General features: G+C 44.3%; 20 protein-coding genes. 7 read left to right on the forward strand and 13 right to left on the reverse strand.

Going from position 1 to position 21,033, the window contains the following annotated elements; translation table 11 throughout:
* The first annotated feature begins 136 nt into the window (after nucleotides 1-136).
* Nucleotides 137-739: a TetR/AcrR family transcriptional regulator gene (locus GTH32_RS12165; protein WP_163086103.1), complete on the forward strand. Its 603-nt coding sequence runs from the start codon at nucleotides 137-139 to the stop codon at nucleotides 737-739.
* Here the strand turns inward: GTH32_RS12165 and GTH32_RS12170 are convergent.
* Nucleotides 736-2,379: a GMC family oxidoreductase gene (locus GTH32_RS12170; RefSeq protein ID WP_163086105.1), complete on the reverse strand. Its 1,644-nt coding sequence runs from the start codon at nucleotides 2,377-2,379 to the stop codon at nucleotides 736-738. The genes GTH32_RS12165 and GTH32_RS12170 overlap by 4 nt on opposite strands.
* A gap of 237 nt (nucleotides 2,380-2,616) precedes the next feature.
* On the opposite strand from GTH32_RS12170, the gene GTH32_RS12175 reads away from it, so the two are divergent.
* Nucleotides 2,617-3,330 (forward strand): DUF1439 domain-containing protein, encoded by a 714-nt coding sequence (locus GTH32_RS12175; protein ID WP_163086107.1) that lies wholly within the window; start codon nucleotides 2,617-2,619, stop codon nucleotides 3,328-3,330.
* 1 nt (nucleotide 3,331) lies between these two features.
* Here the strand turns inward: GTH32_RS12175 and GTH32_RS12180 are convergent, their stop codons facing one another.
* The 3 genes from GTH32_RS12180 to GTH32_RS12190 are packed head-to-tail and all read right to left on the reverse strand — an operon-like array spanning nucleotide 3,332 to nucleotide 6,659.
* Nucleotides 3,332-4,771 carry a wax ester/triacylglycerol synthase domain-containing protein gene (locus tag GTH32_RS12180; RefSeq protein WP_163086109.1) on the reverse strand — a complete coding sequence of 480 codons (1,440 nt, stop codon included), beginning with the start codon at nucleotides 4,769-4,771 and terminating at the stop codon, nucleotides 3,332-3,334.
* 3 nt (nucleotides 4,772-4,774) lie between these two features.
* Nucleotides 4,775-5,449, reverse strand: a complete 675-nt coding sequence (locus GTH32_RS12185; protein ID WP_163086111.1) for a TetR/AcrR family transcriptional regulator — start codon at nucleotides 5,447-5,449, stop codon at nucleotides 4,775-4,777.
* Nucleotide 5,450: 1 nt separating this feature from the next.
* A complete protein-coding gene (locus GTH32_RS12190; RefSeq protein ID WP_163086113.1) occupies nucleotides 5,451-6,659 on the reverse strand; it encodes a DUF445 domain-containing protein in 1,209 nt (402 codons plus the stop codon).
* Nucleotides 6,660-6,843: 184 nt separating this feature from the next.
* On the opposite strand from GTH32_RS12190, the gene GTH32_RS12195 reads away from it, so the two are divergent.
* Together GTH32_RS12195 and GTH32_RS12200 are read left to right on the forward strand one after the other, a co-directional pair.
* Nucleotides 6,844-8,301, forward strand: coding sequence for a DUF3336 domain-containing protein (locus tag GTH32_RS12195; RefSeq protein ID WP_163086114.1), 1,458 nt, complete (start codon nucleotides 6,844-6,846; stop codon nucleotides 8,299-8,301).
* A 112-nt stretch (nucleotides 8,302-8,413) separates the two neighbouring features.
* A complete protein-coding gene (locus tag GTH32_RS12200; protein WP_246223239.1) occupies nucleotides 8,414-9,781 on the forward strand; it encodes a hypothetical protein in 1,368 nt (455 codons plus the stop codon).
* 12 nt (nucleotides 9,782-9,793) lie between these two features.
* On the opposite strand, the gene GTH32_RS12205 is transcribed toward GTH32_RS12200, so the two are convergent.
* From GTH32_RS12205 to fadR, 4 genes are all read right to left on the reverse strand, one after another.
* Nucleotides 9,794-10,546 carry a hypothetical protein gene (locus tag GTH32_RS12205; RefSeq protein ID WP_163086115.1) on the reverse strand — a complete coding sequence of 251 codons (753 nt, stop codon included), beginning with the start codon at nucleotides 10,544-10,546 and terminating at the stop codon, nucleotides 9,794-9,796.
* A gap of 69 nt (nucleotides 10,547-10,615) precedes the next feature.
* The gene (locus tag GTH32_RS12210; protein ID WP_163086116.1) at nucleotides 10,616-10,975 is read right to left on the reverse strand and encodes a phasin-related domain-containing protein; all 360 of its coding nucleotides are present in this window, start codon (nucleotides 10,973-10,975) and stop codon (nucleotides 10,616-10,618) included.
* Between the two features lie 166 nt (nucleotides 10,976-11,141).
* Complete coding sequence (locus GTH32_RS12215; RefSeq protein WP_163086117.1) at nucleotides 11,142-13,307, reverse strand: S9 family peptidase; 2,166 nt, start codon at nucleotides 13,305-13,307, stop codon at nucleotides 11,142-11,144.
* 216 nt (nucleotides 13,308-13,523) lie between these two features.
* Nucleotides 13,524-14,234, reverse strand: coding sequence for a fatty acid metabolism transcriptional regulator FadR (fadR, locus tag GTH32_RS12220; protein WP_163086118.1), 711 nt, complete (start codon nucleotides 14,232-14,234; stop codon nucleotides 13,524-13,526).
* Between the two features lie 441 nt (nucleotides 14,235-14,675).
* On the opposite strand from fadR, the gene nhaB reads away from it, so the two are divergent.
* The 3 genes from nhaB to GTH32_RS12235 are packed head-to-tail and all read left to right on the forward strand — an operon-like array spanning nucleotide 14,676 to nucleotide 17,342.
* Nucleotides 14,676-16,259, forward strand: coding sequence for a sodium/proton antiporter NhaB (gene nhaB / locus GTH32_RS12225; protein WP_163086119.1), 1,584 nt, complete (start codon nucleotides 14,676-14,678; stop codon nucleotides 16,257-16,259).
* Between the two features lie 10 nt (nucleotides 16,260-16,269).
* Entirely contained in the window at nucleotides 16,270-16,797 is a 528-nt protein-coding gene (gene dsbB / locus GTH32_RS12230; RefSeq protein ID WP_163086121.1) for a disulfide bond formation protein DsbB, read from the forward strand.
* Nucleotides 16,794-17,342 carry a GNAT family N-acetyltransferase gene (locus GTH32_RS12235; protein WP_163086123.1) on the forward strand — a complete coding sequence of 183 codons (549 nt, stop codon included), beginning with the start codon at nucleotides 16,794-16,796 and terminating at the stop codon, nucleotides 17,340-17,342. Before dsbB ends, GTH32_RS12235 begins: the two co-directional genes overlap by 4 nt.
* A gap of 38 nt (nucleotides 17,343-17,380) precedes the next feature.
* Here GTH32_RS12235 and GTH32_RS12240 read toward each other — a convergent pair whose 3' ends face one another.
* The 5 genes from GTH32_RS12240 to rnd are packed head-to-tail and all read right to left on the reverse strand — an operon-like array spanning nucleotide 17,381 to nucleotide 21,015.
* A complete protein-coding gene (locus tag GTH32_RS12240) occupies nucleotides 17,381-17,875 on the reverse strand; it encodes a YcgN family cysteine cluster protein (protein ID WP_163086125.1) in 495 nt (164 codons plus the stop codon).
* Nucleotides 17,872-18,537, reverse strand: a complete 666-nt coding sequence (locus tag GTH32_RS12245; protein ID WP_163086127.1) for a fumarylacetoacetate hydrolase family protein — start codon at nucleotides 18,535-18,537, stop codon at nucleotides 17,872-17,874. Before GTH32_RS12245 ends, GTH32_RS12240 begins: the two co-directional genes overlap by 4 nt.
* 1 nt (nucleotide 18,538) lies before the next feature.
* Nucleotides 18,539-19,534 (reverse strand): lytic murein transglycosylase, encoded by a 996-nt coding sequence (locus GTH32_RS12250; RefSeq protein ID WP_163086129.1) that lies wholly within the window; start codon nucleotides 19,532-19,534, stop codon nucleotides 18,539-18,541.
* Nucleotides 19,531-19,824: a YcgL domain-containing protein gene (locus GTH32_RS12255; RefSeq protein ID WP_163086131.1), complete on the reverse strand. Its 294-nt coding sequence runs from the start codon at nucleotides 19,822-19,824 to the stop codon at nucleotides 19,531-19,533. Before GTH32_RS12255 ends, GTH32_RS12250 begins: the two co-directional genes overlap by 4 nt.
* A 33-nt stretch (nucleotides 19,825-19,857) precedes the next feature.
* Entirely contained in the window at nucleotides 19,858-21,015 is a 1,158-nt protein-coding gene (rnd, locus tag GTH32_RS12260; protein ID WP_163086133.1) for a ribonuclease D, read from the reverse strand.
* Between the last annotated feature and the right edge of the window lie 18 nt (nucleotides 21,016-21,033).

Raw genomic sequence — 21,033 nt, forward strand, 5'->3', positions numbered from 1 at the left:
CGTTGGCTCCATAGCGATTTATTAACATTTTTGCAAACTGGACAGTGTCAAGATAAAAGGCTATGTTGACACTGTCAAGATAAAACGTTATTTAGTCTTTTGAATGTTTACTTTAATTAGGTAGTGCTTAAGTATTATGGGCAATGGCGCGCAAAATTATCATCACGGTGATCTACGTTCGGCACTTATTGAAGTTGCCACCTCTCGGTTAGCGGCCCATGGCGTGGATAGCTTATCGCTTAGAAAATTAGCCGAAGATGCAGGCGTTTCACGCACTGCGCCCTACCACCATTTTAAAGACAAAAGTGCGCTGTTAAGTGCTATTGCGGCAAAAGGATTTAGTGACTGGCACGCCACTGCTAAACGTATTTTTGAACAAACCAGTAAATCGCCTCGCGCCCGGTTTAGAGAGTTTGTACATGAATATGTAGGCTATGCAGCCAAACACCCAGAAATGTACGAACTAATGTTTGGCCGTACGATTTGGCAAAACCAAGCGGCGACGCCAGATCTTAAAGAAGTGGCCTTTCCTTGCTTTCAGTTTCAAGTAACAATGACCCGCTACTGGCAAGAACACGGCTTATTGCCAAACGATAAAGCGGCGCTACGGTTAGCACAAGTAACATGGGGAACCTTACATGGGATTGCTCGGTTGTTAATCGACGGCATTTATGCCGATTCTAGCCACATTGATGAAATGTGTGATTGTGCAGCCGATCTCTTTATGCAGCCCCGCTAATCATCACTGGCTATGGGTACGGCCTGCCCTTCGTGATCAGCTTTTATAAAGTCTACTGCGCGCTCAGCAATCATTATGGTAGGGGCATTGGTATTCCCCCCTATTAAGCTTGGCATTACAGATGCGTCTACCACACGTAGCCCAGCTATGCCCTTAACCTTCAACTGATTATTCACCACCGCCATGGGGTCGCTCTGTAGGCCCATCTTACAGGTACCTACCGGGTGATAAATAGTTTCAGCTCGTTGCTGTAAAAAGGCCAATAACTCCTCGTCTGACTGGGCCTCTTCGCCTGGGTACAGCTCGCTTCCCTCAAACTCATCGAAGTTAGGCGCAGCCAATAATTTACGCGCAATTTTTATTCCCTCTATCATAACTTTCTGATCGTCTGGATGGGTTAGATAAGCGGGGTCAATGAGGGGATGATCAGCTGGATGATTACTTTGTAGTTTAATGTTGCCTCGACTTTTAGGATACAAGCAACATACGTGAACTCCGTACCCATACCCAAAGGCTAAACGCCTTCCGTGGTCTTGTAAAATAGCCGGTAAGAAATGAAACTGAATATCTGGGCCGTGCTCGGCTAGAGAAGAACGAACAAACCCACCAGCTTCGGCAATGTTGGATGAAAATATGCCATTACGCTTAAACAAATAATCAACGCCTGCCTTGATATATTTACCCAACATTCCGGCGGCCACAGCATAGCCCTCTTTTGCCTTGCACGTAAATTGCACAATGGCATCTAAGTGGTCTTGAAGGTTTTGCCCTACACCGGGTAAGTCTTGATGTACAAAAATACCCATATCTTCAAGATGCTTACGGGGCCCGACACCGGATAGCATTAATAATTGGGGCGAATTTATTGCGCCGCCACATAAAATCACTTCGCTTTTAGCAAAGTAACGTTGAACCTTGCCTTTTTCACGAACCTGAACACCTAGCGCTCGGCCCTGCTTAATAAGTACTTTTTCGGCTGCTACTTTGGTTAGTACTGTAAGATTTTGACGATGGATAGCATGGGATAGAAACCCTTTTGCTGTTGAACAGCGCTGGCCATTAATTTGCGTAACATGGTAGTAGCCTAAGCCTTCACGCTCTGCGCAGTTAAAATCCTCAACCACGGAATAGTTGGCAAACGAAGCCGACGCGACGAAAGCGTCAGATAATTTGCTGGTATGCGCCAAGGGAGAAACATGCAATGGACCATCTACGCCGTGATACGCGTTTTCACCCGCAAAATAGTTTTCAGAGCGTTTGAAATAAGGCAAAACCTCACTGAAGTTCCATCCTTGGGCTCCTTGTGCTTCCCATCGGTCGTAGTCTTCCTTTTGTCCGCGGATATAGCACATGGCATTTACCGAACTGCTACCCCCAAGGGTTTTACCGCGAGGCCAAAACAACTCTCTATCATCAAGTGCCTCTTGAGGGGCGGTATGATACCCCCACCCAATCGCTTCAAAGCGTGTAAGCACAGATAATCCAAAGGGAATATGAATAAAAGGATTACGATCCTTGCCACCCGCCTCTAATAACAATACCTGCAATGCAGGGTCTTGTGACAAACGGCTTGCTAATACCGCACCCGCTGAGCCCCCGCCAACAATAATATAATCAAATTGAGGATTGCTTTCGTTCATGTTCCACTCCTGATACGCACAGCACGACGAGAAATAGGTGGTGATTTCGTACTTGCGTGAAAGATGCCCATGATTAATGTAATCAATTTACTATGGTAAGACCAGTGAATATCTATTACTTACACTAAAGTTTTGCTCGCACTGGCCAATCGTAAATTGATTGGGTGTATTTATCTTATTAAAGGGTGCTAATCTATGACAAACTGACGAAACCTAGACTTGTTATCTCGTACTTATATGCCCCTATCCGTTAATGCGCGCATTAAGCTTCTGTTTGCCAGCGTGCTAATTAAGCTTGGTAAATTAAAGCACGATGACTTCACCGTGGAAGAACTTACCGCGCTGCTTACCCGTGAACTTCCCGTGTCTTTTCCTCTATCTATTCCGGTTGGGGTGGCGAAAGTAACCATGCTAGAAGGTAAAATTGGGCTTGATGAATACACCAACACTGTTAGTGCACAGTTGTTGGCTAGCCTTAATATTTCCGTGTCGAAAACCACGGTATACCGCGCGCATTTTATAGTCGTGCTATCTGCAAAGCCTGCGTACGATGTGCTTAATAAGGCGGTCTACCTAAGTCATGTATCCCTTGAGCACATTAACTTGGTAAACGATGAATATGCCCTTATTGGGGATACCCGCGTGCTCATGACATCTTTATTACCTGGGGGCGTTGATCAATTGTTAGGGCGCTCTTTGCAAAGCGCGCTAAGCTTAATGACCATAGGCACATCTGACCGTGCCATCGCCTACGCCAAAGTATTTATGGCGGGGTCGAAACAAACTATTCTTGATTACCATAAGCCGCAAATTACCGAAGCGGTATACAAAGAATTGCGCAAACACACCTTGTCTCACACTCTGCGCGATAACGTATGGCGTGAAGTAGTATTTGCGCGCTATGGGAAAAGCGTGGGCGTAGAAAATAACCACTTACGTTTTTACTTTTGAGTTAGTGTTCGCTAACAATAGAGATAGGCATAGTATCAATATGTTCACCTACATCTTCTATCCTCAGTCGCGGGTTATCCACACTGGCTTCCAGCATATTAAAGGCTTCGGTAACGTAGGCGGCTAGAGGCTGCAAGGATTGGATATTTTTATTGCAACACACTAAGCCAATATTAGCGGTTCCCGCATAGGTCATTAACGTTATATTAATTCCGCCGCCAGGCGTCATAGTAGATATGGGGTAACAAGCCAACAGTTCGCAATCTTTAAGGTAACGGGTGTCTTTAGGGCCTGGCACATTAGATACCAGAATATTGGCGATGGGCTTAACCCAATTAGATATTTTTAACCATTCAAATAATAGTGCTAGCGATTGAATAACAATGGTATACCCACTAAATGCAGAAGGTCTGGCGTGTTGAGCGGCATGTTTAACAATACGATGGTTAATTATTATTTGACGCAGTCTGAGGTAAGGATCTTGGTCTCCATGGGCTAACTTCACCGGTACAATGGCTATTTTATTTCCCGTGGTTTTCTCACCGGGCTTTCTTAAATTAATAGGCATATTTGTGTACAACGCCTTCTTAAACACCTGACCATGATCTTGCAATAATCTGTGTACACCTATATCGAACGCACACAACAACACTTCGTTGGCCGTAGCCCGCGTACGTCTTGCAAGCGCTTTAATACGTTTGAAGTCAAGATCCATAGTGGTTACTGCTCTACCCGGCTCAACCTGACCAGTTAAAATTGTTTTAGTGCCACTAAAAGGGATAGGCATATAATGAGGGTTTACCCGTAGTATTTTCATAAACAGGCGAATAAAAATAACCAATAAGTCGAAGCCGGTTTTTAGCCCGTGTCCCACCGCAACAATGCGTTTGTACCAACTTAGTTGTTCTTTGCGTCTATGGCGCAGTCGTTTCATGGCCCAAACTGGAGTAAATTCTCGCTTATTTCCCCGCGCAACATAACAAGACTGAAACCATCGCACTAAGGTAGCCCCATCGCCATACATATGATGCACCCGCGCATAAATAGCGAAGGTTCGCTGTTTGCCATCATAAATAAAGTGGTACTGCCACAGCGGCTTATCTGGGTCTAAGCGAGAGCCGTGCAACTGAGCCGCTAGGTTATCAAGTGCAACACGGTTGGTGACATCGTCAATACGGTGTAACTGAAGATGATAATGCATGTTCAGCTTCTTTACCGGAACTAGCGCTACTGGGTAGCCTAAAACAGTTTTCACATAACAATTAAACGGCGAAGTGCCACGGGCAAACCCTTGCATTTCTTTAAACAAATCGGGCACATATTCTGCGCTATTCGCTCCTTCTGGCACCGAAAGTAATTGCAGGGTTCCCACATGCTTTGTATTCGCTTCAGATTCCGTTATCCAAAAGGATTTGTCGAGAAAGCTTAATGTTTTACCCATCGTTCATTCCTTTTGATTAAAGATGTCTTGCGAAAGGCTGTTGCTCATATTTGCAAATGCATGAGATTCGATTGCGTTGCGTATGGCTTCGCTTTGCGATTGCGAGATCACTAAGCGAGGTAACAAACTCACCATAATGAGCGATAACGCATGGTATCGCTGCGTCGTCTCATCAAGATGGCGGTTGAGTTCGTCATATTGGCAAGATTGCGACATGATAAGACACAATAGCTCGACCAACATGGTTTGATCTGTAGCACTAGCGCTAAGCAGGCCGCGACGCTTAAGGCGCCCTAATAACTCGGCAAGGTGGGTTTGCAGTGCTTGCAAAATGTGTTTTCTAGGGCGCGCTATATCAGCATACTTTTCAACTAAGTCTGCGGGGCTACGATAGAAAAAACGGAAAACGTGCAAGCTATCGATAAGCAAATAAAGGTAATACATCACTTCATCTGCATTGAGCTCATCTAACTTTTCTGCTACCAAAACACGCTGCATTTGCTGCTTGTGCATACGCATTAGTGCCACCACAATGCTCTCTTTACCTTTAAAATGGTAGTACAAATTACCCGGACTAATATCCAGTGCTAGAGCTATATCAACACTGGTAACGCTGTTTTCACCGTGTTTGTTAAATAGTGTTAGCGCGGTAAGCAAAATACGTTCACGGGTTTTCATATTACATAAACACCAAGTAGAGTTGTGCGATACCCGCCAACATTCCCAGCCATGCGCCGGTAACGATAAGCTTCCATTCATCTTGTTGGTATGCCGGACGTAAGACCCCTTCAAATTCTTCTGAGCTCAGTGACTGCATACGGGCACACAAATCGTCTTTAACTTTAAGGGCATCGTTAGCATAATCAAATGCATAAGACAGGCATTTATCTGAGTTTTCAAAAATTTGCTGTACTGCCAAGGCTTTCATTCTATGGTAGTTGTCAGACCCTACACCTAGCGCAAAATAGGGTTGAGCAATAGCCACATACCTTTCTATGGCATCATTTACATGCAATTCGATAAGCTCTAATAATTGCGCCGACCCTGAACCATGCAAAATAACATGGGTTATATTTTGCGGCGTAATTAACTTCTCTTCGATAATAGACGCATAAACTTCTGAGACTTCTTTTTGCCGCTTTAAAAACATGCCCTGAATAATAAAAGGCCCTATTTTACGCGGCCGCTTAGGCTCAAAAATTATCTTAATGGCTATCCAATTAGTAGCGTAACCCACTAATAGACCGCCTAGGGGTAAAATCCACCAGTGTTGGAAAAAGTGCCAAAACAGCATGGTGGGTAAACCAAACAAAAAGCCAAAGTAAAAACCAGATCGCACAATAAATGGGAATTCTTTGCTTCCTGCGGTAAGAAAAATTTCATTAATAAGTGTAGGAGAATTGACCAACTGCTCTACCACCAACTCTTTGATATCGAGTATTTCACTTACGTTATGCTGAAAATCATCAACTAATTTATGCACCACGTTCGGAATATCGTTTTCGATGCGTTGATACACCAAATTCTTACCGTGCACAGGCAATGCAGCCCATAATTGGGGCGCTGACGCTGTCATGACATCGTTAACGACTTTGCGGATCACTTGGTTTAGTCTTCGCTCGATGGCACGGGTAAGTTCGTCTGGGTCTAGGCGTTCAGCCAACTCTTCTACGCTGAGTAATTTTCCAAGTACCAGTTCAACTTCAATTTCGGCCATTTCTCTACGTTTAGCAGGTATAAGCCCTTGCCAGCCTAGAAAAGGTTTAATGCCCACAAACTCTAACGGATAGAACATCATTTTTACCGCTAAATAGTTTGTCAGCCACCCAACCAACGCACTAATCAACGGGATTGATATCAAACTCAGTGTTTCTACATTCCATTCCATACGGCAAACGTTGTGTCCGAATTTTTATTGTTCTTTCTCAGGCTACTGAGTGCGCAAGGCTTGGTCAATAACTAATGTAGAAAGCGCATGGTTTTCTTAAACTAATAGCAATTAGTTTGATCTAGGTAGTGAATTCTAATTTATCGCTCTACACTTTTTGTATCGCTTAAAAAGGACGCAGTTCATGGTAGTGTTCGACCCACGCTTAAGAAAACTCGATCTTGATATCGCAAATGCCGAGAGTTACGCAGCCTATAAAGAAGCTTGTCTTTTACATGATGATATATCGGGTGCTAACGACTGGAAGGCTGATGATAGCTCTAATGACTACGATCATCTTTTAATACAAAAGCGGGTTCAGCGCCTTCAAATAGCGCGAGGCAAAAATGATGCCTTGGCGTTGATGTCTATTTTACACGAAGGGTTACACGGCAACTTGGGCAACATTGCAAACCCCAGACTTCGTATGGAATGCAAAATCGGCACTAAGCTATTGATTGAACAATTTATTCAAGAAGTAAGTTTAGCTATCGAACATATTTACCATGCTGATGAAAACCATATCGATTTTTATGAGAAGCTCTCGTTCTTTGAAGAAACAGCCCACGCGTTTGGCCGAAGTTGCTTAATGCTTTCTGGGGGAGCGGGCCTAGGCTTTTTTCATTGTGGGGTGGTTAAATCACTTAACGAACATAAATTGCTTCCTACTGTGATTTCTGGCGCCAGCGCAGGCTCTATCATTGCCGCGCTAATTGGCACCCGTACCCATGAAGAGCTTCTTCAATCTTTATCTCCAGAACACATCTATAACGCCTTTAGAGACTGGCGCCGGTGGCAAGGACTAGGTAAAAATAGTTTATTTGATAGTGCTGTACTAGAAAACGCCCTTATTGAGCTATTTGACGTTATGACCTTTGAAGAGGCATATAAGAAAACCCGCCGTCATATTACCGTGACGGTATCCCCTGCCGACCTACATCAACATTCTCGTTTACTGAACGCGAAAACGTCGCCGAATGCAATAATCACCCAAGCAGTACGTGCTTCTTGCGCGGTACCAGTTATCTTCAGCCCAGTTCAATTACGTGCTAAAAACGCCAGCGGGGATATCGTACCTTATATTCCCAACCGTCGCTTTGCCGATGGCTCACTTATGGCCGATCTTCCCTATGAAAGGCTAGCGAGGCTATACGGTGTTAATCACAGTATCGTCAGTCAAACTAATCCTTTGGCAGTTCCCTTTATTTCCACCAACCGTATAGATGCCTTTTCTGTGTGGGATATGTCGGCACGGCATATAGGTAACCTTGCCAAAAGTAACAGTATTTTTGCGATAGACTTAATTGAACGTTTAACCACTAATAAAAGTGCTAAACTTGCTATTCATAAGGTGCGTTCTATTATTGAACAGCAGTATGTAGGCAATATCAATATCTTGCCCAAACGACAATTACGTAATTTAACTCACATATTAGCCAACCCTACATTAGAAAGTTTGACTACACTGATAGAAAGTGGCGAACGGGCGACGTGGTCACAACTTGATGTTATCGAAAGAAATACCAAAATAAGTGAAAATTTACGGTATTATTTAGGCCAATTAAAGCAAAGAGGAGCGGTAGAGCTAGGGCATACAGCCTAATTTAAGCTAACAACGTACCCTTCCTTCCAAGGTATTATGCAAATAAAGGATAGTGGTGAGCGCGCAAAGTCCCGACAATATTTACACCCAACAGGTTAAAGAACTCATCAATATGGTCTACCCAAAAGATTTTGGGTACGGCTCAGTTTTCGAAGACGCCCATAAATATTTTACCGTTACCCCCGAACTCGAGGCCGAAGCCAAAGCAACTACCTCCCGAATAATTAGAATGAAAGGCAGTGGCAGAGATGAAGCTGCTATTGCCAATATGCAAGACAAGCTTAAACAAACCAAAGCAGACATTGAAGATATGCGTCTTGCTCGTCTTCAGCGCTTAGAAAACGTGAGCGATAAGCTTATTGCTTTGTGCGAAGGCGACAATTGGCAAGAGACTCAGCAATTAAGTGCTAAATTTCTCGGCACTCTGTTATTGCTCACTCGCGGCACAGAAGGTAATTTCGCTAGTCTTCATCAGCGTTTCAAACCTCTTTACAAAGCAGTACTTACGCTACGGTTGGCAGACAGGTTACTGGAACACGATACCATCGGGCATAATTATTTATCTAAATATCGCGACTCACTCTCGCGCTTTCGGGGTAACCGGTATTGGCGAGAAAAGTGGCGACTAGAGTTAGGTATACCCCTTATTTCGGCTGCCATTTTGCAAGATATTGGCCTGCAAAGCCCCGCGGCCCTCACACTGTTGAAAGGCGAAAATCAACAATTAGACGAGTTTCGGTTACTTGATGAAGGCCAGCGTAAAGATTTACTTAAGTTAAATTATCACTTCACCATGAAATATGTGAGTGAAGGCTTAGGGATCCCCGCTTATGTGGGCAACGTTCGCGAGGAGCGAGACCGCTTTATTCAAACCCATGAAGAGGTGAGTCGCTTTCTTCAAGCGTTGGTCAAAGACGCTTTCATTTCAAAGTCGGGGTTAGGTGAAATACTTAAAATACCGCAGATTTACGTTTCTATCGTGCTTTCAACAAAATCTGACTATAGCCGAAAATCACTTCCTAAAGGCTATCTACTTATTGAGCAACTTGCCAAAAAGGGCGCACTCAACAAAAAGTTAGCAAAAGACTTCATCGGCTTAGTGGGTTATTTTCCTCAAGGGTTTGGTATCACTTTCATACCACTGAACGATAATGGGGAAGAGAAAAAGCAATACGAATGTGCGATTGTGACTGAGTTAAACCCTAAGAACCCTGCCGAGCCTATGTGCAAAGTGGTTACTCGTAATCAAAAATACACGACAAACGGCGGCTTTGACATTGTCACAAAGAGCAGCAACCTTTATTTTCCTGCCAACAGAAAGAAGCTTATGCGCATGGGTGAAAAAAGGCTCAATGAAATTATGAGCCAACTATCCGGTAACTTCTCTGCTGATGCCGTTGAAAACTTGGTTCCCAGCTTTTGGGAACCACACGATTATTTTAGTTATAAAAAGCATCAAAACTTGTGGAGCAAGAAATAACCAAAGGACGAGCTATTCGCTGCCAGAGGGTTTATTCACACTTTTTGTATTCGCCGTACTTTTCGCCTTCGCTCCTTGAGTACTTTTGGCAGCAGACGCCGTGGGTGCTGTAGCTGTGGTCGCTTTCGGGGGCACAGGCGTGGTTTTTGCGGTAGTTTTCTTTGCCGTTGTTGCTTTTCTCGCGCCGCTCGTTTGAGCGTTGGACGCGCTTGTTTTATCGTCCGACGTTTTGGCGCTTTCGCTCGCGGCCTTTGCTCTTTCGGCTGGGGTCTTGGCCGCCGAAGCTTTACTCGGCGTAGCTTTGCTCGGCGATGTATCGTTCGCGGCGCTTTTTGCTGAGCGGGTAGCAGCGGCTTTATTTGCGGGCTTTCGCTTGGTCGCCGGCGCCTCGTTTTGTGCCGCTTTTTCAGCGGCTTGTTTTGCTGCAAGCAACGCTACCTGTTCAACCAACACATCAACTTTATTAGACAAGACTTCTAATTGTTGCGCGCGCCCTTGCATCTCTTTATTGCCAAATAGCGAAGAAACTATAGGTAGCGAAGATACTAATTGTTGCGCGTTATCAAACACCGCAGAAGGTTGCCACGTGCGTTTGAGTTCACGTTCAACTTGTTCGCCTTTTTTTTGCATAGAGGTAAACATATCCTGCGTGTCGTCTAAGCGTTTACTCACCATACTGGCGGTGCTATCAAGTTGCGCGGATACTAAGTCGGCCCCTGCTGCTAGCCAACCGAATAAAGGGGATGATTTGTATTTTTCAGGCATTTGAACCTCCACATAAAGAGGTGAATGAAAGCAAAGAGGCAGCCGCCCCCTTGCTAAGGTGAACACGTACTATTTATTAGCGGCTAATTTCGCTACGGCTTCAGTAAGCGCGTCAATTTTCGCCGAAAGCTCATCAATTCGTTGATCGGCGGGATCTGTATCCAGGCCTAACTTTTTACGGACATCAGAAACCCGGCTTTCAACATCGTTGGTTGTTGACTTAAATTTACTACGGGCATCATCTTCTAACGTTTCGCCTTTAGACACCAATTCGTCGAACATTTTTGTGGCTTCTTCGCTTAGCTTCTCGTAGCGACCTTGTGCTTCTTCCACACTTTTGCCGTACGCGCCTAAACCAGCTAGCCAAATTTTGCGGGCTACATCTTCCGCTTCGTTAATTTTACCTTTGATAGTATTAGTTGTAGTCATCGTCAGCTCCTATACATGTCCGAATACACAGCTAATATAATCAACGCAATTAGAATCCGCATACTAAAAACACAAATTAAATAAAAAAGCGTGGCTGAGTGTTTAATTCAGCCACGCTTCTTTATTCGCTAAGATAACGTTTAAACGCTACACACACGCTTATAAGCTAGTCTTCAATACCTGCCAAATACAAAACGAATGCGTATTCTAGCGCTGTAGACTCTAAACGTTTAAACCGGCCTGACGCGCCGCCATGCCCTGCTTCCATTTCAGTTTTAAACAATAACAAGTTGTCGTCGGTCTTCATTTCGCGCAGTTTTGCTACCCACTTCATTGGTTCAAAGTACTGCACCTGTGAGTCATGTAACCCTGTGGTAACCAATAAGTTAGGATAAGCTTGTGCTTGCACTTGGTCATAAGGAGAGTACGTTAGCATATAGTCAAATTCATCCTTATTGGCAGGGTTACCCCATTCTGTATACTCACCGGTGGTCAGCGGTATAGACGCATCACTCATAGTTGTTACCACGTCGACAAAGGGGACATGTGCGCTCACACCTTCATAAAGCTCAGGCGCTATATTTACAACGGCCCCCATCAATAACCCGCCAGCACTGCCGCCCATGGCAAAAGCTTTTTCACTATCTACGTAATTTTGCTCAATCAACCCTTTAGTTACATCAATGAAGTCAGTAAAGGTATTCATCTTACTGTGCATTTTTCCATCTTCGTACCAGTCTCTACCTAGCATTTGCCCGCCCCGAATATGGGCGATAGCTACCACAAACCCTCGGTCGAGTAGCGATATCCACGAACTTCTAAAAGTGGGTTCTACCGTAGACCCATAAGAGCCGTAGGCATATTGGTACAGAGGGTTAGTCCCGTCTTGGCTAAACGAATCTTTACGGTAAACCAAAGAAACCGGAATATCGCTTCCGTCTTGCGCCTTCACCATAACCCGTTCTGAACGATAAGCGGATGCATCGAACGAATCAGAAATTTTATTTTGCTTCATCACCTTTGTGTCCATCGTTTTCAGATTAATATCTAAGATAGACGGTGGGGTAGTCATTGAACTGTAGTAAATACGCAAGGTATCAGTATCAAGCTGGGTGTTGCCGGTAAAATAGGCACCGTAAATTGGATCATCTAAGGGAATAGTGCGGGCATCTTTCGTTATAAGGTTGTGGGCTACAATGCGTGGTACGCCCTGTTCTTTTTCCTTAACAACTAAGTAGTCACCTATAATCTCGATATCTTGAATAAATACGTCGGGGTTGTGCGCAACAACGTCCTTCCATTTAGACATATCATCAGTAGCGTTTGCCGGGGCTACCATAACTTTAAAGTTTTTGGCGTCTTTATTGGTTAGAATGAAGTATTCATCGCCCGCCTTTTCTACTGAGTACTCGTGTCCCTCTTCGATAGGAAGAAATGTTTTAGGGGCTTGTGCCGGTGCATTGGCATCAATTAATGTTACCCCTGTCATATCCGTATTGTCGTGGTGAATATAGATAACTTCGTCATCTTTGCTTTTACTTATATGGGTGTAAAACGTCTCGTCATCTTCTTGATACATTAACGCATCTTGGGCTTGCTCTGTACCTAGTTTGTGCCGATACACTTGAAAGCCAAGCAATGTTTGCGGGTCTTTTTTAACATAGAAAAGGTGTTCGTTATCATTGGCCCACACCACGGCACCTGAAGTATCTATAAGACGGTCTTCATAAAGTTCACCAGTGGCAATATTGCGCACTTTAATGGTGTACATACGCCGGCTCACGGTATCTTCAGAATATGCCATAAGTTGGTTATTGCTACTTACTGCAACACTACCAACAGAGAAATAATCGTGGCCATCTGCTAGCTTATTAACATCTAATAGCACTTCATCTTCACTTTCTAGCGTAGGCTTTCTTATGAAAATAGGGTATTCATTGTCACCAGAATATTGCGTGTAGTACCAGTACCCGTTATCGAGTACGGGAACAGTTGAGTCGTCTTTTTGAATTCGTGACACCAATTCTTCATACAAACGTTCTCGAGACTCACTTAGTGGCGCTAGTACCGTTTCTAGGTACGCATTTTCTTTTTCAAGGTGACTGAGAATTTCTGGATCTTCACGGGCATCGTCTCGCATCCAATAATAGTTATCTACGCGGGTCACACCATGGGCCGTTAATGGGTGAGGAATTTTTTTAGCCACTGGGGCAGCTGTATTCGTATTTAACGTCATAATCTCATCTAATTGAACTTCATCGTTTGAAGGGGCCACGTTACTACACCCTCCCACCATGGCACTAGTGGCAAGTGCGAGCCAAAGATATTTCATTCTATTTTCCTCACCAATTCGTTTGTATTCTTGTTCTATGTGAATAAGCAGTATGAAAAAAATGAAGTTGATATACCAGTTTTTGATGAGCTATTCATCGCAAGTGGGGGGATTAAATTGTTACTAGGTGTAACTTAGAAGGCCTAAATGAAAAAACGCCCTATTAGGTGGCGTCTTTTCATTAAATGGTGCGAAAGTGGCTGTTTAGTTATACGGTTAATCTACAAGATCGTTAGGCATACTTTCTCTTACTACCTGCCATACTTTACCACTTTCAATACCGTAATTTCTCACAATAACGGGCACACTTTCGTAGTTGCCCTTTTCTGCAGCGTCCAACAAATCTGCATAATAGCGCTTAGCAACATCGCGGGCTTGCTGATGCGAAAAATAAAATCCACCAATACGTGAATATAGCCCTCTAAAGCCATTCATCATTAAAACAAACACGTTGTTGTTAGAAGCAAGTGCTAAATCGTGCGTCATTTGATAATCAAATTGCGCGAACGCAAGCCCTTCTTCTTCTACCTCTTTATATCGCGCTATAATGTCGGCAGAGGCTTGTGGATTGTGACGGATAGCACCACGGATAAATACTGCACTTAGGTTCGTTCTAGCGGCAAGCAAGTTATCAACTAACTCAGGAATACCTTCTTGGTCGAGCCTGGCTAATGTCTCAAGAATATTAAGACCACAGGTTTCCCAAAAGTTGTTTACCTTCGTAGGCTTTCCATGCTGTATGGTTAGCCAGCCATCGCGTGCTAAACGTTGCAGCACTTCTCGCAATGTGGTTCGTGTTACTCCAATTAGCTCAGACAATTCACGTTCTGCGGGCAATATGGTGCCCGGAGGAAAGCGTCCACTCCAAATCGACTCAACAATATATTCTTCGGCAAATCCAGCGGGACTCTGAGCCTTGTAAATCATAACTAATCGCCTGCACGTTATTGTTATTTTGCAACTGATTGTACCAGATGACCATTTATTATCACAATGAAATATGTCGTGTCTGGCGCGTCTATTAACAAACTATTAAAAACTCTATGTAAATAAATAGATTACCTAAGGAGCCGACGGGAATTTTTAAAATCCACTTTGCGAATTGGTGAACGAATTGACTATTTTGTAAACGACGTTGCAAACAACGCGCCCGACCCCCTTTCAACTTTCACAGTGTGGGGTCTGTGAATTGCTTTCTCAAGGTTGTAATATCGTGTACGCTTAAATTATAACTACAATGCCAGCAGCAAAACTGTCCCAATATCGATAACTTGCCTTCGATTTATGACTGTTTATGTTTGCAACAACCGATAATTCAACTCGTAAAGTCGCGCATTTGCGCCTTTGTTGTAAAAGGAATAGGAACCCATGCAAACCTCTATGGTAACGGCGATCTATAAAAACTTTTTGGGGCATGCCCCAGATTGGTATAAAAAGACCATCCTCGCCTTTCTCATCATCAACCCCATAATGTTTAGTATTGACCCTTATGTGGCTGGTTGGACACTTGTTATTCAATTTATCTTTACGTTAGCCATGGCGCTTAAGTGTTACCCGTTACAACCTGGAGGGTTATTACTGATAGAGGCAATGTTTATCGGTATGACGTCGCCTGAACATATGATGCACGAAATAGAGGTTAACTTAGAAGTACTGCTATTGCTGGTATTCATGGTTGCCGGTATCTACTTTATGAAAGACCTGTTGATGTTTTTATTCACCAAACTGGTCATTAAAGTTAAAAACAAACTGATTCTATCTCTTGCATTTATTGCTGCATCTGCTTTTTTGTCGGCATTTTTAGATGCCCTTACCGTGGTAGCTGTAATTATAAGTGTCGGGCTGGGTTTTTACTCTATCTATCATAAGGTGGCTTCGGGGAAAGAGTTTCACTCTGATCACGACCATACCAGTGATGATGGTGTTCAAGACCTAGGTAAACACGATTTAGAAAATTTCCGCGCTTTTTTACGCAACCTAATGATGCACTCTGCGGTAGGTACTGCACTAGGTGGCGTTATGACTATGGTGGGTGAGCCACAAAACCTTATTATCGCCGATAAAGCAGGCTGGGACTTTGTCGAGTTCTTTATTCGCATGGCGCCGGTTTCACTTCCTGTGTTCGCGTTCGGCTTATTAACCACTATCATGCTTGAGAAAACCAAGTGGTTTACCTACGGAGCCCAACTTCCCGACTCTGTACGAGGCATTTTGAGTGAATATAACGATCATATGGACAAAGGACGTAGCAAGCGAGAAACCGCCAAGCTAATCGTTCAAGCGCTCATTGGTGTTTGGTTAATTGTTGGGCTAGCTACACATATGGCGTCTGTAGGGCTTATTGGTCTATCGGTTATAGTTCTTGCAACTTCCATGAGTGGGGTTATTGAAGAGCACGCGTTAGGCAAAGCGTTTGAAGAAGCGCTGCCCTTTACGGCCCTGCTGTGTGTTTTCTTTGGCGTAGTAGCAGTAATTATTGACCAAGGGCTTTTCCAGCCGGTGATACACTGGGTGCTAAGCTTTGAAGGTGAAACACAAATGGTGATGTTCTACTTAGCCAATGGGGTTTTATCTATGGTTAGTGACAACGTATTTGTTGGCTCGGTTTATATCACCGAAGTAACCGCAGCGCTTCAGGCAGGCCAAATTACACGTGATCAATATGACATGTTAGCGGTAGCAATCAATACAGGCACTAACCTGCCAAGTGTAGCAACACCAAACGGCCAAGCTGCATTTCTATTTATGCTAACCTCGGCAATCGCTCCTTTATTGCGATTATCCTATGGACGCATGGTGATGATGGCGCTGCCTTATACCGTGGTACTTACCATTGTTGGCCTTGTTGCAACGTACGCTGGCTTAGCCGATGCTACGCAATGGCTATACGATATGCACTTAATCGAACACCACACGGTAAGCGATGCCGTGGGTGGTTCAGTCGGCCACTAGAGGAATTTTTATGCGAGCAGTTATCCATCGCATTAGCCAATGGGCAGAGCACAAATCGTCTTGGTTTGTGCTGTTTGCCAGCGCCCTTGCGCTTGAAATCGCCGCGCTGTACTTCCAGTATGGCATGGGGTTAAAACCTTGCATTATGTGCATTTATCAACGTACAGCCATGTATGGTATCGTTTTGTCTGGGCTATTAGTGCTAATTAGCAATAACGGTTTTACCCGAATGCTGGGTTTTGCCGGTTGGGCTGTATCTGCGGGCTGGGGCTATTTAATTGCCAAAGAACACGTAACTATCCTCAATGCGTCTAATCCTTTTTTTGCCAGTTGCGAAATAGTGCCTAACTTCCCTGCTTGGTTACCTTTGCACGAGTGGTTACCAGCTGTGTTTGCCGCCCAGGGCGACTGTTTAGAAGACAGTTGGCAATTTATGTCGATGGGTATGGCCGAGTGGATGCAAATTATTTTTGCGGCTTACTTTGTGGTATTCGCCGTTGTCTTCATTTGCCGCTTACTGGATAAGAAACCCTTTTGATCGACCTATCGATACTCCCTTCACGATTACCGCCCATTCATACGGAACAAGGGCCGGTAACCGTAGAGCGCATAGCTGCGAAGCACACACAAATATTGTGTGAAGCTTCGCAACAGGCGATTCATCACGTTAAACCCTGGCTTGGCAGCGGCTTATGCCCGGTAACGCCTGCATTGGCTAAGCAATGCATACACGCCATGGAAGTAGACCGAGATACCGGCTACGGGCTTACCTATTTACTTGTACATGAAGAACGCTGTTTAGGCATGGGACTTATTAATTATATCCATCATTCTCACTTAACCGCTAACCTAGGCTATTGGTTAAGGCCTGATGCTTGCGGAAAAGGACTGGCAACGGCAATTTGCGAAACCTTAAAGAAGCTGGCTTTTAATCAAATGAACCTAAATCGATTAGAATGCCTGATTGAGCCGAACAATAAGGCAAGTTTACGGGTAGCAGAACGCATTGGCGCGGTAAAAGAAGGGCTGTGCAGAAAGCGCGTATTTGGTCGCGACGCGCTTTTGTATAGTATTACCGTTTAACCACGTTAGGGCGTTAAACGGCATCAATAAGTGGCTTTTTAGTCGAGGTCTTCAAGGGGCCAAATAGCGATATAATCTTCAAACGCGTCTAAATCTACGTCAGACTCAAACACTGTTTTATTTCTAACCGACATTCCTTTTTTGTGCATCTCATGCTTTTTGCCTTTGTTTAGTAGCGGGTGCCAAGAAGGTAAGCCACGCCCCTCATGTAAACGTCGGTAGGCACAACTGGTAGGCATAAAGAATATATCTTTAAGGTTTGCCTTGGTAAGTTGCACACATTCAGGCACAAGCTTAGTGCGCTTAGCGTACTGAGTACATTCGCAGGATTTTGTATTGAGCAAAGAGCAAACAATATTCGTGTAGTGAATTTGCTCATTAGCATGCATATAGTCTGTGGCCTCTGCCTCTTCTACTGCTTCGTCATCAATAAACTTGTGCAGGCAGCATTTAGCACAACCATCACACAAAGATTCCCATTCTTGTTGGGTCATTTCTTCAAGTGCTTTGGTTTCCCAGAACGCTTCACTCATACTTTCACCACCTGGGTGCTCACACTCAATACGTCACCTAACTGTGCATTAACACTATCGCCCGCCACAAGAGGACCCACCCCTTTAGGCGTTCCCGTTAGTACTACGTCGCCAGCGTCTAAGGTAAATGAATGGGACATGTGCGCAATCATAGGAATAATCTGGTGTAGCATCATGGCAGTATGCCCACGTTGGCGTAATTGCTGATTAATGGTTAACGAGAAATGAATGTCTTGGAGATCGTTAAACTCGCTTACTGGTACAAAGCCTGATAACGGACAGCTGTTATCAAATGCCTTCGCCCGCTCCCATGGCTGTCCTTGTTGTTTCAGTTCCTTTTGCACATCACGAAGGGTTAAATCTAACCCTAAACCTATTCCCCATATTGCCTGTTTTACAGCACTTTCATTCGCGCAGGTTAGCGGAGATTGCAGCAATACCGACACCTCTAGCTCATTGTGACATTCACCTTTGTCTGAAGGCACAACTAAAGGCTCACTCATATCGCATAGCGCCGCTTTAGGCTTTAGAAACAATAGCGGTGATGAGGGAACTGCTGACTTCATCTCGTCGATGTGGTCGAGATAATTTCGTCCAATACATACCGCTTTGCCCACCGGCAATGAAATAAGGTTGCTGTTAACGTCTTTATGTTGGTACACCCTAATTTCCTCGCTTAATTCTTTCTGATAGGTACCCCACAGAGACACCGAAATAACTCGAACGGTTCCACTTCATTAGGGTTTGAAAATTATTGTAGACTAAATATATGCGGCCATCTTTACCGTCGGGCATAATTAGCGCGGCTTCAATATCAACATTAGGTAAGGCAGTGCCGTCAAATCGACGTACCCCGGCTTGTTGCCAATCTATAAGTGAGCGACGTTTCGATTTCGCTAAACCGTACTCGTCAATAGGCGCAGTCAAGGTTACTTGGCGCCCCCAGGTTCCGTTGCCATCCCACCCTTCCGTTGAAAGATAATTAGCAATTGAGGCAAATACGTCGGCCGGCGTCCCCCAAATATCCTTTTTACCATCACCGTCGTAGTCCACCGCGTAATTGAGAAATGAGACAGGCATAAATTGACTTTGCCCCATCGCTCCGGCCCAAGACCCCGTCAGCTTCTCTGCGCTAATATGCCCTTGTTCGAGAATGCGTAATGCTGCAAAAAAATTTTCTTTAAATAAACGCTCTCGTCGGCCTTCATAGGCTAGCGATGCAAGTGACGAAAGCACGGAATACTTGCCTTGAATGCGCCCGAAGTTTGACTCATTGCCCCAAAGCGCAACGATAAACCTAGGCTGAACATTATACTCCCGCCCTATTTTCTCCAACAATGCTTTGTGTTTGTGATACGCATCAACGGCTTGTTTAACTTTCCAATCGGGTACCCGAGTGGCAAGGTAACTATCAAGGGTAATCTTTTTTTCAGGTTGGTTTTTGTCCGACTTTATTACTGTGGGACGAAACGCCACGCCCGTTAAAACAGTGTCGATAAATCCCTCGTCAAAGCCTTTTTGCTTAGCCTCTTGAGCCAGTGTTTGAAGATATAGCTTAAAGCCTTCGGCATTTTTCTGTTGCGCTGCAACGCTTTGACATGAGAGAGCAACAAACGCCAGTATAAGTGTCGCCCGCGTTAGCAAACCTATCAATTTCATTTTTTATCCGGGGTGGTAGGCAGGCCCAACGAGGCACGATGCTGCATTAGCAGGTCGTCTTCCTTAGGCGGCATTTGCAAATAAAAGCCTTCGTTATCAAGTGCATCTATTAACTTTTTCTTATCGACGCCTGCTAACGTTTTATGCTTATCTATCGCTAAGATTGTCACCAACTCTGGCTTACCAAACATATCTTTGAGTACGTCTGGTACATCGTCAAAATGGTCTTTTTTAGGCACGTATAAATACATGCCTTGTTTTTTACGTGTTTTATAGATGGCACACAACATAATATTACCTTCTGTTAAATCTTTGCTGACATACTACGCAGAGGGAGGATCACCAAGTAACTTTTCCACATGGGGTTGAAACAAGGGCTTTCTCCAACCACACAATACGTCAGGTTCAAGGCCTAGTACGCGGGTATCGTCTACCGCAAACCAGTACCACTTAAGCAGTTGATTCAATTGCTTTTTAGAAGCAATCACTTCAAGTGCAACGTCGTTTTCTTTTGCTATATTTTCGCTAATAACTTTTAAGCTTGCGAGGGTTTTCTTGTAGTTAGGCACATCAATTAGGCGTTTAACTACGGGTAAGCGCAATGCTTCTGGCGTAGTGCTAAAGCGCTCTCTGGCCTCTTCTACCATCGACACTATTTTATCACCATAGCGGCGAGCTGACTGCGGACTTAAACCATGCAAGCGCGACAAAGCACTCTTGCTAGCAGGCATAATTTGCGCTGCTTCGAACAAATGCAATTCTTTGAAAACGAAGTTAAGGGCGATGTCTTTTTCTCGTGCTCGCGCTAATCGCCACGCTGCCAACGCTTGTAGCACGGTAAGTTGCTCGCTATTAAGGCGCCAGTTATTTTTAATTAGCAAATAGGCGAAGTCTTCCGGCATGCGGCTACGCTTTTTTCCAATGAGCAACTCTATTTCTTGATATACCCAGTCAAGTTTGCCGGCGGCGTTTATTTTGCTGACCAAGTTGTGATAACAAGGCAATAAATACAAAACGTCATTGGCGGCGTAGCTTAACTGTGCTTCACGCAGTGGGCGGGCTATCCAATCAGTTCTTGATTCCCCTTTATCTAAGCTTACTTCACAAAGCAATTCTACAAGCTTAGCGTAGCCTAGCGAAGGACCTAAACCTAAAATACTGGCTGCAAATTGGGTATCAAATACCGGCCTTGGCACGGTATCAAAGGCGGCCAGAAATGTTTCGATATCCTCAGAGCACGAATGCAATACTTTCACGACACTCTCATCTTCCATCAAGCTGACAAAAGGAGACATATCTTCAATCGCAATGGGGTCGATAAGAACAAGCTGATGGCCATCGTATAGCTGAATAAGGCCTAAATGGGGCGATAGCGTACGCGTGCGAACAAATTCCGTATCAAGGGCTACAGCAGGCTGTTGCTGCGCCATTTCACACACTTTAGTTAATTGGGCATTAGTAGTAATTAATTGATATTGCATAATAAAAAGCCGACTTAC

Origin of the sequence: Alteromonas profundi (genome assembly GCF_010500865.1) — a bacterium.
Classification (GTDB): domain Bacteria; phylum Pseudomonadota; class Gammaproteobacteria; order Enterobacterales; family Alteromonadaceae; genus Alteromonas; species Alteromonas profundi.

Bases quoted from the DNA above. Each gene is read 5' to 3' on its own strand.
- GTH32_RS12250 (WP_163086129.1), bottom strand. From the start codon at position 19,534: ATGAAATTGATAGGTTTGCTAACGCGGGCGACACTTATACTGGCGTTT.
- GTH32_RS12200 (WP_246223239.1), top strand. From the start codon at position 8,414: ATGGTCTACCCAAAAGATTTTGGGTACGGCTCAGTTTTCGAAGACGCC.
- GTH32_RS12175 (WP_163086107.1), top strand. From the start codon at position 2,617: ATGCCCCTATCCGTTAATGCGCGCATTAAGCTTCTGTTTGCCAGCGTG.
- GTH32_RS12240 (WP_163086125.1), bottom strand. From the start codon at position 17,875: ATGAGTGAAGCGTTCTGGGAAACCAAAGCACTTGAAGAAATGACCCAA.
- GTH32_RS12255 (WP_163086131.1), bottom strand. From the start codon at position 19,824: ATGTTGTGTGCCATCTATAAAACACGTAAAAAACAAGGCATGTATTTA.
- GTH32_RS12170 (WP_163086105.1), bottom strand. From the start codon at position 2,379: ATGAACGAAAGCAATCCTCAATTTGATTATATTATTGTTGGCGGGGGC.
- GTH32_RS12180 (WP_163086109.1), bottom strand. From the start codon at position 4,771: ATGGGTAAAACATTAAGCTTTCTCGACAAATCCTTTTGGATAACGGAA.
- GTH32_RS12185 (WP_163086111.1), bottom strand. From the start codon at position 5,449: ATGAAAACCCGTGAACGTATTTTGCTTACCGCGCTAACACTATTTAAC.
- GTH32_RS12210 (WP_163086116.1), bottom strand. From the start codon at position 10,975: ATGACTACAACTAATACTATCAAAGGTAAAATTAACGAAGCGGAAGAT.
- fadR (WP_163086118.1), bottom strand. From the start codon at position 14,234: ATGATTTACAAGGCTCAGAGTCCCGCTGGATTTGCCGAAGAATATATT.
- nhaB (WP_163086119.1), top strand. From the start codon at position 14,676: ATGCAAACCTCTATGGTAACGGCGATCTATAAAAACTTTTTGGGGCAT.
- rnd (WP_163086133.1), bottom strand. From the start codon at position 21,015: ATGCAATATCAATTAATTACTACTAATGCCCAATTAACTAAAGTGTGT.
- dsbB (WP_163086121.1), top strand. From the start codon at position 16,270: ATGCGAGCAGTTATCCATCGCATTAGCCAATGGGCAGAGCACAAATCG.
- GTH32_RS12165 (WP_163086103.1), top strand. From the start codon at position 137: ATGGGCAATGGCGCGCAAAATTATCATCACGGTGATCTACGTTCGGCA.
- GTH32_RS12190 (WP_163086113.1), bottom strand. From the start codon at position 6,659: ATGGAATGGAATGTAGAAACACTGAGTTTGATATCAATCCCGTTGATT.
- GTH32_RS12215 (WP_163086117.1), bottom strand. From the start codon at position 13,307: ATGAAATATCTTTGGCTCGCACTTGCCACTAGTGCCATGGTGGGAGGG.
- GTH32_RS12195 (WP_163086114.1), top strand. From the start codon at position 6,844: ATGGTAGTGTTCGACCCACGCTTAAGAAAACTCGATCTTGATATCGCA.
- GTH32_RS12205 (WP_163086115.1), bottom strand. From the start codon at position 10,546: ATGCCTGAAAAATACAAATCATCCCCTTTATTCGGTTGGCTAGCAGCA.